Raw genomic sequence first — 17548 nt, 5'->3', positions numbered from 1 at the left:
CCGTCGGTCGCGTAGGTGGCAATCCTGCCTACGCCCTCGTTGCCTGACGGTGGTCGGGCAATGCGTGCGGCTCCTTGTCGAATCGGGTTTGCAGAGCACGATCACACACCTTCCACGGCTCTTCGAGCGAATACTTTGCTCTTTTTCGTTTGTCTGCGGAACGGTCATGACAGGTCATTGGGAAGCGAAGGGAAGCATGCGATGAACCTCACGAAGGAACGGGCTACGATCATTGGGGGAGGGCTTGTCATCGGCGTCATAGCCGTCATGCTGGTCTTCTTTGGCAACCCCGCCAACATGGGCTTTTGCGTCGCGTGCTTCATCAGGGACACCGTGGGCGGCCTGGGGCTTCATAGGGCCGCAGCCGTACAGTACATCAGACCCGAGATCTTTGGGCTGGTACTTGGGAGCTTTCTTCTCGCCGTGGGCAAGGGCGAGTTCACCGCGCGTGGTGGCTCGGCCCCCATTACTCGTTTCGTGCTCGGCTTCTGCGTCATGGTGGGCTGCCTCATGTTCCTGGGCTGTCCGTTTCGCATGATTCTGCGCCTTGCCGGCGGTGATCTCAACGCCTTGGTGGGCCTCGTGGGCTTCACGGCGGGAATCGCTGCGGGCACCTTCTTCCTCAACAAGGGATACTCGCTTGGTCGCACGTATCGCGCGAGCAAGCTCGAGGGCGTTATCTGGCCCATCATCCAGGTGATTCTGCTCGTGCTCGTCATAGCGGGTCCCGCGTTCATCTTCTTCACCGAGGCCGGTGCCGGTCCCGGCGCCAAGCACGCTGCGATTGCCATTAGCCTTATCGCGGGCCTTATCGTAGGTGCCATCGCCCAGCGCACGCGCCTATGCATGGTGGGGGGCATCCGCGACATGATCCTGTTCCGTGAGAACAAGCTCCTCATGGGCTTCATCGCCATCTTCGTCGCGGCTCTTGTGGGCAACCTCGTGCTCACCGCTGCCACCGGCACCTCGTACTTCAACCTTGGCTTTGAGGGCCAGCCCATCGCTCACGCCGACGGCCTGTGGAACTTTCTGGGCATGTTCCTCGTGGGCTTTGCCTGCGTGCTTCTGGGTGGCTGCCCGCTGCGCCAGCTTGTGCTCTCCGGTGAGGGCAACGGCGACTCGGCCATCGCGATCCTGGGCCTCGCCGTGGGCGCGGCCTTCTGCCATAACTTCGGTCTTGCCTCGAGTGCCGACGGCACCACGATGGCGGGACAGATTGCCGTGGTTCTCGGACTTGTGGTGGTCATTGGCATCGCGTGTGCCAACACCTTCGGAAAGGAGAAGTAGACATGGAAACGCTTGATGCGCGCGGGCTCTCGTGTCCCGAGCCGGTCGTGATGATGAGCCGTGCTTTGGAGAAGAAGCCCGATTTCTGCCGCATGGTGGTCGACGCGCCCGCCCCGCGTGAGAACGTCACCCGCTATGCGGAGCACCAGGGCTATCAGGTGAGCATGAGCGAGTCCGACGGCGAGTGGACCCTCGACGTCACGAAGGCCTAGAGGCGTGATGCGCAACGTTGCCACCTTCTATTCGCACTTTGGGGCGCTGCGGTTTCGCCGCTTCTGTCGGGATCGGGGTGTGGCGTGCGAGCTTGCCCCGGTTCCCCGTTCGCTCTCGAGCAGCTGCGGCACCTGCGCCTTCTTCGAGGCCTCACCGCTCGATGAAGGCGAGGACTGGCCCGAGGGGATAGAGCTCGTGGCCCGTACGGTTGGCGAAGGAGCGGCAGTGACGTACGAAGAGATCTACCGGAAGGGTGGCAGCTAAAAGATAGGAGTGCACTCTGTATAAGTTCAGTCTGTTTAGGGTTCTACCTCTAACAACAGTTGCTATTTTAATTTCTCTTGGGCAAATCGTGCGTGTTTAGTTCGACACCAATTGTCGACGCCTGGGTTTTTACAAGGAGTGTTCATGAGTTATGTAAGCATAGACCACGTTTCATTTTCTTACCCAGGCTCGGAAAAGCTGGTTCTTCGTGATGTGTGCATGGAGGTTGACCAAGGAGACTTCGTCTGTCTTCTGGGGCAGTCGGGTTGTGGCAAGAGCACGCTTCTACGTCTGCTTGCGGGACTTGAGGACCCGACCATTGGATCGCTTTCCGTCGGGGGAGAGTCCATATGCGGGACCAGCTGCCGTGAGCTTGGGAGACCCGGCGAGCCTTATCGAGGTTCCCGCTGGTATGACTCATCATGGTGTACCCGAATCCGTGCGCGAAGAGATGGGAATCACTGACGGACTCATTCGACTCTCGGTGGGTCTCGAGGACGTTAAGGACATCATCGCTGATTTTGATCAGGCATTTTCTGCTTTGACTAAAAAGTAGGTAAGCGTCCGGTGCCTGAGGGGTGGCACCGGACCAGAAGACAGGAGAGAACCATGGCAGAGACACTGGTGGAGAACGAGCAGCAGCCGGCGCAGGAGTACGACTACCATCCCATGTGGAAGTCGCTCGGCATGAACGTGGAGGATCACGACATGCTCCTGGGTGCCGTGGGGCAGATGTACGGTGACATGTTCCTCACGCAGAGTAACCGTCCCAAGGCCACGTCCTACCTGGACTTCGTTGCCTCGAACATCCACTCGGGGCGCATCAGGGAGATGCTGGACAAGAAGGAGAGCGGAGAGGCGACCAAGATCGTGGGGTCGTTCTGTCTCTACGTGCCCGAGGAGGTCGTGACGGCTGCGGGCGGCATTGCCGTGAGCCTGTGCTCCGGCGCGGACTGGGCCACCGACAAGGTCGAGGAGCACCTGCCGCGCAACACCTGCCCCCTCATCAAGAGCTTCACGGGCTTCAAGCTCGGGCACGTCTGCCCCTACATCGAGTCGAGCGACCTCGTGGTGGGCGAGAATACCTGCGATGGCAAGAAGAAGGCCTACGAGTACTTCTCCACGCTCGCCAACATGTACATCGTGGACATCCCCAACGTTCACAACGACGCGACGGTCGAGGTCTGGAAGGGCGAGGTGAAGAAGCTTGCCCATAAGATTGAGGAGTTCTGCGGCCAGCCCATCACGGCCGAGTCCCTGGCCGAGGCCATCCGCATCGCCAACGACAAGCGCCGCGCCCTCCAGCGCCTCTCGGCAACGCGTGCCGCCGACCCCGCGCCCATCTCGGGCCTTGACAGCTTGCTCACGGTACAGGCTGCCCTCATGGATGACCCCGTACGCCTCACCGGCGCCGTCAACGACATGGCCGCCGAGTGCGAGGCACGCGTTGCCGTAGGCGAGGGCGTCGTGCCCAAGGGCACCAAGCGCATCCTCTACACGGGCACGCCCATGGCCGTTCCCAACTGGAAGTTCTTCAACATCATCGAGAAGGCCGGCGGCATCGTGGTGGGCGAGGAGTCCTGCACCGGCTCGCGCTACTACAGGGACCTCGTCGACGAGTCCGGCACCACGGTCGACCAGATGCTCGACGCCATCGCCGAACGCTACTTCAAGATCTCCTGCGCCGTGTTCACCCCAAACGACCAGCGCATGGCGGACATCGTGAACATGGCGCGCGACCTTCACGCCGATGGCATCATCGACTGCTCCCTGCAGTTCTGCACCCTTTACGAGACGGAGGCGTTCACGGTGGAGAAGGCGGCCGAGGAGGCCGGCATCCCCTTCATGCACGTCACCACGGACTACGCCAACGAGGACGCGGGTCAGCTCACCACGCGCGTCGAGGCGTTCCTGGAGACGATCTAACATGCCTGAGGCCCTGACCCGACCTAGGACTACAGCTCTTCCGCCGCTTCCTCGCACCTTCGAGGAGTTCAACGAGCAGCGCAAGGCAAGCTTCATCAAGGTGAAGGACTTCAAGCAGGGTGGCGGCCGACTTATAGGCTACCTCTGCAGCTATACGCCGCTCGAGATCATTGAGGCGGCCGGCGTGAGCGCGGTCGGCCTGTGCGGCACGTCCGACGAGGTGATTCCCGCGGCCGAGGAGGTCCTGCCGGCCAACCTCTGCCCGCTCATCAAGTCTACCTACGGTTTCGCCTACTCGCAGAAGTGCCCGTTCACCTACTTCTCGGATCTCATCGTGGGCGAGACCACCTGCGACGGCAAGAAGAAGATGTACGAGCTCCTGAACGAGCTCAAGCCTACCCACGTTCTGCACCTGCCCCAGAGCCGCGCCCGCACCTACGAGCGCGAGGGCTGGTACGAAGAGTGCAGGCTGCTCAAGGAGCACCTCGAAGAGATCTACGGCATCACCATTACCGACGACGACCTGCGTGTCGCCGCGCGTCAGCGCAACCGCCTGCGCCGCGCCCAGCTCGCCCTCTTCAGCCTGCAGGAGCAGCAGCCGCCTGTGATCAGCGGCGTGGAGCTCATGAGCACGATGTTCGCGGGCACGTTCAACTTTGACGTGGCCGCCTACACGGAAAGCCTCGAGAAGCTCTACGAGGAACGCAGGGCCGAGGCCGTCAAGAACGGTTCTAAGGTCGACCCCACGGCCAAGCGCGTCCTGATCACGGGCTGTCCGGTCGGCGGCGTCATCAACAAGATCGGCCGCACCGTGGAGACTAATGGCGGCGTGATCGTTTGCCAGGATGACTGCGCCGGCGAGCGTACCGCCCGCATGATGGTCGACGAGGATGCCGACGACATCCTGCGCGCCATCGCCGACCGCTACCTGGAGATCAACTGCGCGGTTATGACGCCCAACGAGGGACGCTTCGAGAACACGCTTGGCATGATCGAGAAGTACCACGTCGACGGCGTCATAGAGAGCGTGCTCCAGGCCTGCCACCCCTTCAACGTGGAGTCCTCCAAGATGGAGCGCGCCGTCGAGGGGAAGGGCGTCCCGTACATGAAGATTGAGACCGACTACAGCTCCGGTGACCAGGGCCAGATCGACACGCGCATCGCCGCGTTCATCGAGACGCTGTAGCGGCGCGAAGGGATTATATTCATCATGAAGAGAGTGGACATCAAAGGCCTCGATTTTTCATACGCGGGTAGTAAGTGCGTGCTGAGTGGCATTGACCTAGATGTCGACCCCGGGGAGTTCGTCTGCATCTTAGGCCACTCAGGCTGTGGCAAGTCTACATTGCTACGTCTTATTGCTGGTCTTGAGCAGCCAACGGTTGGATCGATAATGCTTGATGGAAGTCCCGTTATGGGGGCTGGACTCGATCGTGGAGTGGTCTTCCAGGATTATGGACTCTATCCTTGGATGAGCACAGGCAAGAATATCACTCTTGCTCTTGAACAGAGCTCTCCAGAAATGTCCCGAACTGCGTTAAAGATACGTGCTACCGAGATGCTGTTACATGTGGGACTGACTCCGGATGTACTTAACAAACTACCCAAGGAGCTCTCCGGTGGTATGCAGCAGCGATGCGCCATTGCTCAGGCGCTAGCCATTGATCCTCCCGTATTACTTATGGATGAACCGTTTGGCGCGTTGGACTCTATCACACGTGCAAAACTTCAGGATCTCGTTCGCAGGCTGTGGGGGGGATCCGGGGAGCGAAAAACCGTCTTCTTTGTGACACATGACGTCGACGAGGCACTGCTTCTGGGTACGCGCATCGTCGTGCTTGGACAAACGCCCAGTAGCGTGATCTATGACACTCACATTGACGAGGCGAATCGACCTACGCGTCAAACTCTCTTCAGGAATGAACGGTTTCTGGACCTGCGCAATGAACTGCTTGAGAAGATTAACGACAACGTTTCCGAGCGGATGGAATAGGGGGCTGTCTAGCTGGCTGTTCACGAGTGTGCAAAATGTGATCCCACAAAAAGAAGGGCTCTGTATGCTTACCAGAAGGAATTTCGTAAAGGTCGCCCTTGGTTCTATGACGGCGTTACCCCTGGTGGGTTGTAGTTCACAGGCAGCATCAGATTTTGGAACCACTTCTGATGGCGGTTCTTCATCAGACAGGATCGCAACTGTGAACTGGAACGCGGGCACGAGTGGCAATGTCTTGCTCACTATCGCTAACGCCAAGGGTTACTTTGATGAGGCAGGCATAAAGATAAATATGGTACAGGCCAATGCCAACTCAGATGCCCTTACCATGCTCTCAACAGGGAAGACCGATGTTGTCTCCAATGCGGGAACAGCTGCTCCCCTACAGCAAATTGCAGCTGGGCAGGACTTCACTATCTTTGGTGGCCATATGCTCACGGGATGCATGCCCATCATTGCCAAGAAAGGAACAACATGGAATGGGGTCCAGGACTTTATCGGCAAGAAAGTAGCCGCAAATCCCAGCTATTTTGCCCTAACCGGAGCGGTGATGGACTTAGGCTATGACGATCCACTGACGGCTGTGGACTGGCAAACATACACTGACTATACCGAGGCCATGGCTGCTGTGGTGCGGGGCGATGCTGACTATGCACTCATGGGTACTGGACAAGTACAGGCGGTGAAAAATTCCCAAGATGTCGACATTATGTGCTATCAAAGTGACATCATGGCCGATTACTCCTGTTGTCGCATGGAATGCCAAGGCTCTTGGCTTGAAGAAAACAAAGAGACTGCCCAGAAACTCCTGGTCGTTTTACTACGTGCTCAAGCCTACTATGAGGCCAACAAAGAAGAAGCCGTTTCTCTGCATGCTGAAGCAACTGGTACTGATGATGATTACGTCTCTGCCTTCATGCTTGATGACCATTATCAGGTAAATGTTGACCCCCTTAGGGCGTCAGTCAATCGTGCTTGGGATATTCTTGATGAGACAGACTTTCTGGACGAGAAAGCCAAGCAGATGGACATTAATGACCATATCAACACTGAGCTCTACAGGTCGGCTCTCGACGAGGCGAAGCAATCCTATGGTGATGATTACGCCGACTTCTTTACTAAGATGGAGTCCTTCTATACGGAGCAAAATATAGATACTCAGACTACGCAGCCAGCATCTAGCTGCTGTGTCTAAGAGATACATAGAATTATTATGATAAAATTTATAAAAAAGTATTGGATAACTGTAGTCGTAATCGCCGCATTAGTGACCATCTATGTGGTGACTACTGAGACTGGCGTGGCTAACTCGTTCCTTTTCCCAAAAGTCGAGGCAATAGGGGCGGCATTTGCGCAAAACTGGCAGCTCATGATTAGTAACATGTTCTTCTCATTCAGTCTGATTATTCCCGCTATTGCCATATCGCTTCTCATTGCTCTTGCGATTGGGACACTGCTTGGGCTCAATAAGAGACTTCGGGATGCTCTTCATCCAATTATCTATATCTTTAGCGTAATTCCTGCTATCTTGCTTTCACCGTTTGCCTTGCTCCTCTCGCCCAGCTTTACGGTTGCCTCAATTTTTTTGATCGTGTATGGGACGATTTGGTCAACACTGTTCGCCACTATAACAGGTATTATGACAATTGATAAACGTTATCTTGATAAGGCGAAGACGCTCAATCTTACAGGAATAAAGCTGGTTTTTCGGGTTATTCTGCCAGCAGCAAGCCCATCGATCATAGCTGGGTTTGTCAATTCGCTTCGTAGCTCATTTGTCATGCTTGTATTTGCTGAGATGTATGGTGCTCAGCAGGGCATGGGTTTCTTTGTTAAGAAGTACGCCGAGTTTGGCATTTATGCCAATACATGGGCCGGCGTGATTTTTATGGCATTCATACTTGTAATTATTATGCAAATTTTTGAAAATATCAAGACGCATTTGCTGCGTTGGACCATATAGGATGGCATTAAAGAGTCTCAAGTAAGAACATATAGAAGGATTTGCACAACGTAATTACTCGAAAATGCAGAAGCGAAGTTACTAAAGGTGAATTGGTCATGGCAGTAGGCATAGGCATTGACATCGGGTCCACGGCGACGAAGGTCGTGGTGGCGGGGGAGGGCGGTGCGATCAGGCAGCAGCTCCTCATGCCCACGGGCTTCTCGAGCGTCGACGCCGCCGAGCGGGCGCGCGCCGGTCTTGCCAGTAAGGGCATCGAGCTCGGTGAGGACACGCGCGTGGTGGCCACCGGCTACGGTCGTGTAGCCGTGCCGTTCGCCGACAAGGTCGTGACTGAGATCACCTGCCACGGGCGCGGCGCCGTGCGGCTCTTTGGCCCGGACGGCACCGTCATCGACGTGGGCGGCCAGGATACCAAGGTCATCCGCCTCAAGGCCGGGCGCGTCATCAAGTTTGCCATGAACGACAAGTGCGCTGCCGGTACGGGGCGCTTCCTGGAGGTCATGGCCGACCGCTTGGGCGTCTCGCACGACGAGCTCGCCGACCTTGCGCGCTCAGGTGAGCTCACGAAAATCTCCAGCATGTGCACCGTGTTCGCCGAGAGCGAGGTCATCAGCCTCGTGGGTCGTGGCGAGCCGCGGCCCAACATAGCCAACGGCGTGATCGAGAGCGTGATCTCTCGCGTGGCCACGCTCGCCGGGTCGACGGGCGGCAAGGCTCCGTACTATCTCACGGGTGGCCTCTGCGAGAACGACTACGTGGTGGAGCGCCTGGGTGCCGCCCTTGGCTCTCCGGTGACGACGTGCCCCGAGGCACGATACGCTGGGGCTCTCGGGGCGGCGCTCACCGCGCTCGAGCTGCCCTAGCGCATGAACGAGGTGTCTTTTGTCGCGTCGAGGGGTTGCGACAGAGGCGATAGGAGCGTCGCGACACCCAAGCAGTCGCGACCCGAAAAGACAGGAGAAGGCTATGCACGTTACGCAAGAGGTCGATCTGACCAAGCTTCAGAAGGACGCGGAGGACAACTTTCGCGGTGGCTTCTACTGCTGCGAGGCGCTCATGAGCGCCGTCGTCAAGGACCTTGAGCTTGACGTTTCCCCGGAGATCGTGCGCATGACCTCCGGCATGGCCGTGGGCGTGGGCCATTCCGGCTGCCTGTGCGGTGCCCTCAACGGAGGGGTCATGGTGCTCGGCCTGCTCTTCGGGCGCGACGAGCCCAAGGGGCCCAAGGACCCGCAGTCGGTCAAGGTCATGCGGCTCACCAACGAGCTCCACGACTGGTTCCGGAAGGCTACCGGCAAGAACGCCGTATGCTGCCGGATCCTCACCCGTGAGTTCGACATGGGTAAGGGCGAGCACAAGGAGCAGTGCATTCGTTTCACGGGGCTCGCTGCCTGGAAGGTCGGTCAGATCGTGGCGCGCGAGCTCGGCCTCACGGTCGTTAACGGCGCCGAAGACCCGACCCTTCAGCTCCAGAGCGCCTAGACAGATAAGGACAGCGAATGAACCTCATCAAGAAGATTCCCCTTCCCGTCTGCGGCGTGGCCCTGGGGCTGGCCGCCCTCGGGAACCTGCTACAGAGCTACTCCGAGGGGATGCGGGCGGCGTGCGGCGTGATAGCGGGCCTTCTGCTCGTGCTCTTCCTCATCAAGTGCTTGGCTTATCCCAAGACGCTCGCCGACGATCTCAAGAGCCCGATCATGGCGAGCGTGGCGGCGACGTTTCCCATGGCGCTCATGCTCCTCGCCGCCTACCTCAAGTCCGTGCTGGGAGCTGCGGCCCAGGTGCTGTGGTTCATTGCCATTGCGATCCACCTGGCGCTCATCGTGTACTTCACGATTAAGTTCATCCTCAAGCTCGACCTCTCGAAGGTGTTTGCGAGCTACTACATCGTGTATGTGGGCATCGCCGTGGCAGGTGTCTCTGCTCCGGCCTTCGGGCAGGAGGGGGTTGGCGCCCTCTCGTTCTGGTTCGGCCTGATCACGCTCGTGATCCTTCTGGTCCTCGTCACGGTGCGCTACGTCAAGAAGCCCGAGGTTCCCGCGCCCGCAGTACCTCTCATCTGCATCTACGCGGCTCCGACCAGTCTCTGCGTCGCCGCCTACGTGCAGAGCGTCACGCCCAAGTCGATTGGGCTGCTCCTAGTCCTCTACGCGGTGGCGAGCGTCCTGTACGTGTTTGCTCTGGCGCAGGCGGTTGGCGTCTTGAGGGGGAAGTTCTTCCCCAGCTGGGCGTCGCTCACCTTCCCGTTCGTCATCAGCGCCATCGCCTCCAAGCAGACCATGGCCTGCCTGGCCAACTTGGGCTCGCCGCAGGCCTGGCTTGCCCCGGTGGTCCTCGTGGAGACCGTAATCGCGGCCGCACTGGTGATTTACGTGCTCGTGCGCTACGTGATGTTCGTCCGCGCATCCGAGGAGACCTCCAATCCGGTGACAAATCGGGCCTAATCGAGTCGTTTGGAGACTTGTCAGTAGTTTTTGGAGGACAGCCCGAATAGCAGCAAAATCAGCAAAGCGTCTAACTGCAATTTCTTCAGTAATGAAGCGGCCGCTACTCGGGAGGTATTCGAAAATCTATTGACAAGTCCAAAGTTGCTCTGAGACACCCTCGTTCGGATTCAAAATCCTGGGGTTTCGCACATCCCGAAGGTGCTGATGATACGTTACATCAACAAGAGAGGGGAACGTGGTGGCAATGGCGGCAACATTCAAGGTGAGCGTCCGTAAGTGCGTCGAGGGCAAGGACAAGGTCGAGGCCAACGCGCGCGGGCTTCGCATGATCATGGACGAGCCTAAGGAGTCGGACGGCGACAACGAGGGCATGAACCCCGTTGAGGCACTCCTGAGCGCGCTTGGCGGCTGCCAGGTGATAGGCGCGGTCGGCATTGCTCGTGAGATGGGATTTGCCTATGAGGAGTGTCACATCGAGATAGAGGGCGACTTCGACCCGGACGTTCGGCCCGGCATGAAGGAGATTCGCTATGCCTTGCACTTCATGACCGATGAGCCACAGGAGCGTGTCGACGAGCTCGCCGAGCGTGTCGCTAAGCTCTGTCCCGTGGCACTGACGCCCGAAAAAGGCGTCAAGCTCGTGCGCAGCACCGCGGTCAAGGACTAGACTTTCCGGCCGCGTATCATCTGGCATAACAGTTTGGCTCCGCTGGCCCCGAGCAGACCTCGTCTGCTCGGGGCCTTTCTGTGGAAATACCTCCCGAGAATCTGTCGCCATTCGTCCATGCGTTTCTACCGTCTGCCAAATTCATTGGTGAATAAAGCGGTTCTGGCTTGACTAATCACGGTTAGAAAACAAACAATAATCGCGGTTAGAAAAACTGTTGGCCGAAGGGTCAACAGGGAACTGCCATGAGCGATGTCGACTCGAGCTGTCGCGGGGAGACGCGTACGGAGGTTGCTGGCTGTCAAGGGTGTGGCCACGGTCTTCGGCAATCGCGCGCGTGCGGGAGACCACATGCCATGGTCCATTGGGAAGCCGCCCGGTACCGGAGGCTTGGGGCTCGCAACCCCGCATAGAACGTACGTCTCGAGGAGAAGGGAGTGCAATCGGAAGCGCCAGTTCTTAACAAAGAGAGGAGTGCCATCGTATGAAGCTTTCTATTGGAAACATCTATGTCAAGGATGTTGTGCTCGGCGAGGCTAACGGCTTTGCCGGCGGCGTGCTGACTATCGACAAGCAAGCCGCCATCGACTATCTGATGGGCGAGGACGACCACATCACCTCACTAGACATCGTCATCGCCCATCCGGGTGATGACACGCGCATCGTCCCGGTTATCGAGATCGTCGAGCCGCGCGTGCGCACGGACGGGCGTTGCCTGTTCCCCGGCGTCACCGACGAGCTCGTCCCCGCGGGAGACGGTGAGCTCAAGGCCTTCAAGGGCTGCTGCATCACCTCCGTGGGTGGCACCTATGGCTCGTTTGGTGACGGCGTCATCGACATGGGCGGGGAGGGTGCCAAGTTCACCTACTGGTCCCAGCTCATCAACATCTGCCTCGTCGGCGAGACGGACGAGGAATTCGAGTATCACGAGCAGCAGAAGTGCAACCACGCCATGCGCTGGGCGGCTCACCGCCTAGCCGAGTACGTGGGCAAGATTGCCACCGACGTCGAGGTCGAGGACACCGAGACCTACGTGTTCGACCCGGTCCTCAAGCGCTCGGCAGAGCGCAACGCCCTGCCCAACGTGGCCATCGTGCTGCAGCCTCAGTCCCAGATGGAGGCCATGGGCTACAACGACCTCATCTACGGTTGGGACATGAACCACTTCGTGCCGACCTTCGTCAGCCCCACCGAGATTCTCGACGGCTGCCTGATCTCCGGCTCGTTCATGCCCTCTTCCTCCAAGTGGGCCACCTATGAGATGCAGAACTTCCCCACCATCAAGGAGCTCTTCGCCGAGGACGGCAAGACCCTCAACTTCGTGGGCGTCATTCTGTCCAACCTCAACGTGGCGCTGGACCAGAAGGAGCGCTCGGCCATTATGGTGCGCAACATCGCGCTGAACCTGGGCGTCGACTATGCCATCGTGACCGAGGAGGGCTACGGCAACCCCGACGCCGACTACGTGCGTTGCCAGGTCATCCTGGAGGATGCCGGCATCCCCGTCGTGGGCATCTCCAACGAGTGCACCGGCCGCGACGGGATGAGCCAGCCGCTGGTCACCCTGGACGAGAAGATGACCGCGCTCGTCTCCACGGGCAATGTCTCCGAGCTCTGCGAGCTTCCGGCCTGCAAGACCGTCATCGGCAACCTGGAGGCCATGAACCGCGACGGCATGTCCGGCTCCTGGGGCTATGACGAGAAGCTGGGCAAGTCCGGACGCGACGACGGCTCCATCATCATGGAGGACAACAACTGGTTCTGCGGCGATCACATCGCAGGCTATTCCGTCAAGACGATGCTTGAGGTCTAAACAAGCCGAGCTAGCGAAGGAGGTAAGAATCAATATGAAGAGTGTTATCTGCTATCTCAACCAGTTCTTCGGCGGCGTGGGCGGCGAGGACAAGGCCGACACCGAGCCCTATATCGTCGAGGGCGTCGTAGGCCCCTCCATGGCCATCAACGCTGCACTCAAGGACGCCGAGGTCACCTATACGGTCGTCTGCGGCGACAACTTCATGGGCTCCAACACCGAGGAGGCCGTGAGCCGCATTATGAAGATGCTCGAGGGCAAGCCCTGCGACTTCTTCATCGCCGGGCCTGCGTTCCAAGCCGGCCGCTACGGTGTGGCCTGCGGAAACATCTGCAAGGCCGTTCACGAGCAGCTCGGCGTGCCGGTGGTCACCTCCATGAACGAGGAGAACCCCGGCGTCGACATGTTCAAGAAGGACGTCATCATCTTCAAGGGCGGCAACGGCGCCGTGAAGATGCGCAAGGACGTCAAGATCATGATTGGCTACGTGAACAAAGTTCTCGCCGGCGAGCCCACCGGTGGCGCCGAGGCTGAGGGTTACTTCGTCCGCGGCTGTCGCCACCAGGCCTTCCTAGAGAACACGCGCGAGAACACCGCTGCCTATCGCGGCGTTCAGATGCTCATCAAGAAGATGAACAAGCAGCCGTACCAGACTGAGCTCGTCATCCCCAAGAAGGACATCGTGCCCATCGCCGAGCCCGTGGCTGACCTCTCCAAGGCCAACATCGCGCTCGTTACCTCAGGCGGCATCGTCCCCGTGGACAACCCTGACCGCATCCAGTCCGCCTCCGCCACCCGCTGGGGCCGCTACGACATGACCGGTCTGGACAAGCTGCCCAACCGTGCCGCGAACGGCTTTAAGACCATCCACGCCGGCTACGACCCTGCCGCCGCCGACGACGATCCCAACCGCGTCGTGCCGCTCGACGCCATGCGCGCCTACGAGCGCGAGGGCAAGATCGGCAAGCTCCATCCGTACTTCTACTCCACCGTGGGCACGGGAACCACCGAAGCCGAGGCCGCACGCATGGCCACCGAGATGATTCCGTATCTCAAGGAGGATGGTGTCGACGCCATCATAGTCGGCAGCACTTGAGGCACCTGCACTCGTTGCGGCGCAACGATGGTGAAGGTGTTCGAGCGCGCGGGTTACCCCGTCGTGCACATGTGCAACCTCGTCCCCGTCTCCACGACGGTGGGCGCTAACAGGATCGTCCCGACGATCTCCATCCCGTACCCCCTCGGTGACCCTGCCACTCCGATGGAGGAGCAGTGGAAGCTCCGTTACTACCGCGTGGGCGTCGCGCTTGACGCGCTCGCCACTCCGGTGACCGAGCAGACCGTGTTCAAGGTACGCAGATAAAGGAAGAAGAGGGGGGCGTTCCGTGGCTAAGATTTACGACGTTATCATTCTGGGTGCCGGTCCCGCTGGCCTGTCTGCTGGCCTGTACTCCGGGCGAAACCGTCTTGACACGCTCATCATCGAGAAGAGCCAAGACGGCGGCCAGATTGCCATCACGAACGACATCGAGAACTATCCCGGTCAGGAGCTGGAGGGCGAGAGCGGTCCGTCCCTCGTCGCCCGCATGACGCAGCAGGCGGCCAAGTTCGGCTGCGAGCGCGTCAGCGACACCATCAACTCCGTCGAACTTGACGGAGACGTTAAGACGCTCACGGGCTCCAAGGCTACCTACCAGGCAAAGGCCGTGATTCTGGCCACGGGCGCCCACCCACGCTCGATCGGCTGCAAGAACGAGGCGACGTACGTGGGTCGTGGCATCTCGTTTTGTGCCACCTGCGACGCCAACTTCTTCGAAGGCCTTGAGGTCTACGTGGTGGGCGGCGGCGACGCTGCCGTCGAAGAGGCCATGTATCTCACCAAGTTCGCTCGCGAGGTCACCGTCATCCACCGGCGCGACGAGCTGCGCGCCGCCAAGTCCATCCAGGAGAAGGCCTTCAAGGTCAAGAACCTCCACTTCATGTGGAACTCCGTGGTGGACGAGGTCGGCGGCGACGAGATCCTCCAGTGGATGGTCGTTCGCGATACCAAGACCGGCGAGCTGCGCCGGATCGAGGCGGACGAAGATGACGGTCTCTTTGGTTTGTTCGGCTTTATCGGACTGCTCCCGTCCACGACCCTTCTGGACGGCAAGGTGAAGACGGACGAGCGTGCCTACGTCATCACCGATGACGATATGCACACCGACGTCGGCGGCGTGTTTGCTGCAGGCGACATGCGCGTCAAGAGCCTGCGCCAGGTGGTCACGGCGGCCTCCGACGGTGCCATAGCCGCTATGCAGGCCGAGAAGTACCTCTCACGGTAATAACCCTCGCGCGGGCCGCCTGCGGCCCGCGCCCCGGTCGAGAAGAAGGAGGATTTTCATGTCCATGCTCGAAGTTGACAAGAAGACCTTTGAGGATGAGGTCCTCAAGGCAGATGGCAAGGTGCTCGTGGACTACTACGGCGACGGCTGCGTGCCCTGCGCCGCGCTGATGCCGCATGTGCACGAGTTCGCCGAGACCTACGGTGACAAGATTAAGTTCTGCCAGCTCAACACCACCAAGGCACGTCGTTTGGCCATTGGCCAGAAGATCTTGGGCCTGCCGGTCATCGCTATCTACGAGAACGGTGAGAAGGTCGACGAGTGCGTCAAGGATGACGCCACGCCCGAGAACGTCGAGGCCATGATCAAGCGTCACTACGCGTAGGGTGGAACCGCCGCATCTGCGGCGACCACATAGTAAGGTACGTTTTGTTCGATAGAAGAGGGAAGGAGGGTAAAATGGCCATTCTAGCTGGTAAGAAGGTTGTCATTATTGGCGATCGCGATGGTGTGCCCGGTCCTGCGATTGCTGCGTGCGTCGAGAGTGCGGGTGGCGAGCCTGTGTTCTCCTCGACGGAGTGCTTCGTTTGAACGGCCGCCGGTGCAATGGATCTGGAGAACCAGAGGCGAGTTAAGGAGTTCGCCGAGCAGTACGGCCCCGAGAACGTAGTTGTTGTCGTGGGTGCTGCCGAAGGCGAAGCTGCCGGTCTCGCTGCTGAGACGGTCACTAATGGTGACCCGACGTACGCCGGTCCATTGACAGGGGTCCAGTTGGGACTCAGCGTGTATCACGTGTGCGAGCCTGAAATCAAGGCGGAGTTTGATCCTGCCGTCTACGACGATCAGGTAAGCATGATGGAGATGGTCCTGGATGTTGACGACATCGTTTCCGAGATGACGGACATTCGCGACCAGTATTGTAAGTACAACAAGTAGTCGTACTTGCGTCTGGGGGCGGCGGCCTGCGCCGTCGCCCCCTCTGCTAGAGGAAAATCTATGCGTCTCGAGGGAGAGCGTCCAGGCACCTGGGGTTCTCCTCGTTCAGGCACCATCTAATCATCCCAGTTGAAACAAGATGGAGGATTCATGAGGAGCGTCATCAAGGGAGCGGGTTACGTGCTTGTGCACACCCCCGACATGGTGATTCACAACGGCACGACCCAGACCACCGAGCGCATCGTCAATCCCGACGGTGAGTACCTCAAGGAGCTCCCGAGCCATCTGCGCTCCTTCGAGGAGGCGCTCGCGTACTGGCCCAACCAGGTCTACATTGGCAACAAGACGCCCGACGAGCTCGCCGAGGTCGCTGAGCCCTGGTACGACAAGCCCTGTGACGTGACCGGGCGCTACGGCCGCTTCGGCCAGATGATGCCCGAGGACGAGTTCACGCTGCTTCTCGCCGCGTGCGACGTCTTCGAGCTCGTCGAGCTCGGGGCGGACTTCATCGAGGCGACCCTGCCCGCCCTCAAGGCCAACCCCCTGATTGACGAGACCATCGTCGCACGCATCCCCAAGCCCTGTGACGCCGCGCAAATCAAGAAGTTCGTCGACGAGGAGCAGGCCGAGGCCCTCTACTTCAATGACAAGATGGTGGGCTGCGTCAAGCGCGCGCACGAGATCGACGTGAACCTCTCGGCCCACGTGATGCTCGAGAACCTCGTTGCCAAGGCGTCGAGCGTGCTCGCTCTACTCACCGGCGTGAAGAACGCCGGCATCGAGAAGGGCGAGGTCGAGTACGTCATCGACTGCTGCGAGGAGGCCTGCGGCGACATGAACCAGCGCGGCGGCGGCAACTTCGCCAAGGCCGCGGCCGAGGTCGCGGGACTCATGAACGCCACCGGCTCCGACGCGCGCGGCTTCTGCGCCGGCCCCACGCACTCGCTCATCGAGGCGGCCGCCCTCGTGCAGTCCGGCGCCTACAAGTGCGTCGTGGTCACCGCCGGCGGCTGCACCGCCAAGCTCGGCATGAACGGCAAGGACCACGTGAAGAAGGGCCTGCCCATCCTCGAGGACATGCTCGGCGGCTTCTCGGTGGTCGTCACCCAGAACGACGGCGTGAACCCCGAGATCAACCTCGACATCCTCGGTCGTCACACGGTGGGCACCGGATCGGCCCCGCAGGCCGTCATCCAGAGCCTCGTCTACGACCCGCTCGAGCGCGCCGGCCTCAAGGTCACCGACGTCGACCGGTTCTCTCCCGAGATGCAGAACCCCGACATCACCAAGCCCGCAGGCGCCGGTGACGTGCCCCTGGCCAACTACAAGATGATCGCGGCCCTGGGCGTCAAGCGCGGCGAGCTCGCCCGCACGGACATCCCGACGTTCGTTGCCGAGCGCGGCATCAAGGGCTACGCCCCCACGCAGGGCCACATTCCCTCCGGCGTGCCCTCCATCGGCTTTGCCCGTGATCGCATGCTCGACGGCTCCATGAAGCGCGTGATGATCGTGGGCAAGGGCTCCCTGTTCCTGGGGCGTCTCACCAACCTGTTCGACGGCGTCTCCGTGATGATCCAGGCCAACGAGGGCGTCCAGGAGGACAAGTCAGCCGGCGTGAGCGAGGACGAGGTGCGCTCCATGATCGCCTCGACCATGCGCGACTTCGCCGCGTCCCTGCTCGCCTCCGACGCGGACAAGGAGTAGGGGGTAGG

The 17548-nt window shown here is 59.8% G+C and carries 20 protein-coding genes; all 20 read left to right on the top strand.

What is annotated here, in order from left to right; all coding sequences use genetic code 11:
* Window positions 1–201: 201 nt before the first annotated feature.
* The 20 genes from yedE to grdC all read left to right on the top strand — a co-directional run bounded on the left by yedE (window position 202) and on the right by grdC (window position 17540).
* On the top strand, window positions 202–1287 hold the full coding sequence (gene yedE / locus INP52_RS07455; RefSeq protein ID WP_194370476.1) for a YedE family putative selenium transporter: 1086 nt from the start codon (window positions 202–204) through the stop codon (window positions 1285–1287).
* 2 nt (window positions 1288–1289) lie between these two features.
* Window positions 1290–1499 (top strand): sulfurtransferase TusA family protein, encoded by a 210-nt coding sequence (locus tag INP52_RS07450; protein ID WP_194370475.1) that lies wholly within the window; start codon window positions 1290–1292, stop codon window positions 1497–1499.
* A gap of 7 nt (window positions 1500–1506) precedes the next feature.
* Window positions 1507–1764 (top strand): DUF3343 domain-containing protein, encoded by a 258-nt coding sequence (locus tag INP52_RS07445; protein WP_194372909.1) that lies wholly within the window; start codon window positions 1507–1509, stop codon window positions 1762–1764.
* A gap of 144 nt (window positions 1765–1908) precedes the next feature.
* Window positions 1909–2229, top strand: coding sequence for an ATP-binding cassette domain-containing protein (locus tag INP52_RS10165; protein ID WP_408647668.1), 321 nt, complete (start codon window positions 1909–1911; stop codon window positions 2227–2229).
* Complete coding sequence (locus tag INP52_RS10160; protein ID WP_408647667.1) at window positions 2177–2320, top strand: PLP-dependent transferase; 144 nt, start codon at window positions 2177–2179, stop codon at window positions 2318–2320. Before INP52_RS10165 ends, INP52_RS10160 begins: the two co-directional genes overlap by 53 nt.
* Before the next feature lie 53 nt (window positions 2321–2373).
* The gene (locus tag INP52_RS07435) at window positions 2374–3690 is read left to right on the top strand and encodes a double-cubane-cluster-containing anaerobic reductase (RefSeq protein ID WP_194370473.1); all 1317 of its coding nucleotides are present in this window, start codon (window positions 2374–2376) and stop codon (window positions 3688–3690) included.
* Window position 3691: 1 nt separating this feature from the next.
* On the top strand, window positions 3692–4876 hold the full coding sequence (locus INP52_RS07430; RefSeq protein WP_194370471.1) for a double-cubane-cluster-containing anaerobic reductase: 1185 nt from the start codon (window positions 3692–3694) through the stop codon (window positions 4874–4876).
* Window positions 4877–4900: 24 nt separating this feature from the next.
* Complete coding sequence (locus INP52_RS07425) at window positions 4901–5683, top strand: ABC transporter ATP-binding protein (protein ID WP_194370469.1); 783 nt, start codon at window positions 4901–4903, stop codon at window positions 5681–5683.
* A 64-nt stretch (window positions 5684–5747) separates the two neighbouring features.
* Window positions 5748–6878: an ABC transporter substrate-binding protein gene (locus tag INP52_RS07420; protein WP_228478299.1), complete on the top strand. Its 1131-nt coding sequence runs from the start codon at window positions 5748–5750 to the stop codon at window positions 6876–6878.
* Window positions 6879–6983: 105 nt separating this feature from the next.
* Window positions 6984–7646, top strand: a complete 663-nt coding sequence (locus INP52_RS07415; RefSeq protein WP_228478298.1) for an ABC transporter permease — start codon at window positions 6984–6986, stop codon at window positions 7644–7646.
* 98 nt (window positions 7647–7744) lie between these two features.
* Complete coding sequence (locus tag INP52_RS07410; RefSeq protein WP_194370463.1) at window positions 7745–8512, top strand: acyl-CoA dehydratase activase; 768 nt, start codon at window positions 7745–7747, stop codon at window positions 8510–8512.
* Window positions 8513–8615: 103 nt separating this feature from the next.
* Window positions 8616–9131: a C-GCAxxG-C-C family protein gene (locus INP52_RS07405; RefSeq protein WP_194370461.1), complete on the top strand. Its 516-nt coding sequence runs from the start codon at window positions 8616–8618 to the stop codon at window positions 9129–9131.
* Between the two features lie 17 nt (window positions 9132–9148).
* Window positions 9149–10093 (top strand): TDT family transporter, encoded by a 945-nt coding sequence (locus INP52_RS07400; RefSeq protein WP_194370459.1) that lies wholly within the window; start codon window positions 9149–9151, stop codon window positions 10091–10093.
* A 247-nt stretch (window positions 10094–10340) separates the two neighbouring features.
* The gene (locus INP52_RS07395; RefSeq protein ID WP_194370458.1) at window positions 10341–10763 is read left to right on the top strand and encodes an OsmC family protein; all 423 of its coding nucleotides are present in this window, start codon (window positions 10341–10343) and stop codon (window positions 10761–10763) included.
* Between the two features lie 484 nt (window positions 10764–11247).
* Window positions 11248–12576: a glycine/sarcosine/betaine reductase component B subunit gene (locus INP52_RS07390; RefSeq protein ID WP_194370456.1), complete on the top strand. Its 1329-nt coding sequence runs from the start codon at window positions 11248–11250 to the stop codon at window positions 12574–12576.
* A 34-nt stretch (window positions 12577–12610) separates the two neighbouring features.
* On the top strand, window positions 12611–13939 hold the full coding sequence (locus INP52_RS07385) for a glycine/betaine/sarcosine/D-proline family reductase selenoprotein B (protein WP_194370454.1): 1329 nt from the start codon (window positions 12611–12613) through the stop codon (window positions 13937–13939).
* 22 nt (window positions 13940–13961) lie between these two features.
* Complete coding sequence (gene trxB, locus INP52_RS07380; protein ID WP_194370452.1) at window positions 13962–14900, top strand: thioredoxin-disulfide reductase; 939 nt, start codon at window positions 13962–13964, stop codon at window positions 14898–14900.
* Between the two features lie 58 nt (window positions 14901–14958).
* The gene (gene trxA, locus INP52_RS07375; protein WP_228478297.1) at window positions 14959–15285 is read left to right on the top strand and encodes a thioredoxin TrxA; all 327 of its coding nucleotides are present in this window, start codon (window positions 14959–14961) and stop codon (window positions 15283–15285) included.
* Between the two features lie 74 nt (window positions 15286–15359).
* Complete coding sequence (gene grdA / locus INP52_RS07370; protein WP_194370451.1) at window positions 15360–15836, top strand: glycine/sarcosine/betaine reductase complex selenoprotein A; 477 nt, start codon at window positions 15360–15362, stop codon at window positions 15834–15836.
* A gap of 150 nt (window positions 15837–15986) precedes the next feature.
* Complete coding sequence (gene grdC / locus INP52_RS07365) at window positions 15987–17540, top strand: glycine/sarcosine/betaine reductase complex component C subunit beta (protein ID WP_194370449.1); 1554 nt, start codon at window positions 15987–15989, stop codon at window positions 17538–17540.
* Window positions 17541–17548: the final 8 nt, after the last annotated feature.

Origin of the sequence: Thermophilibacter immobilis, assembly GCF_015277515.1 — a bacterium.
In the GTDB taxonomy this organism is placed as follows: domain Bacteria; phylum Actinomycetota; class Coriobacteriia; order Coriobacteriales; family Atopobiaceae; genus Thermophilibacter; species Thermophilibacter immobilis.
The sequence above is the reverse complement of the archived record's forward strand: the minus strand, read 5'-3'. Positions and strand labels throughout refer to the sequence as shown.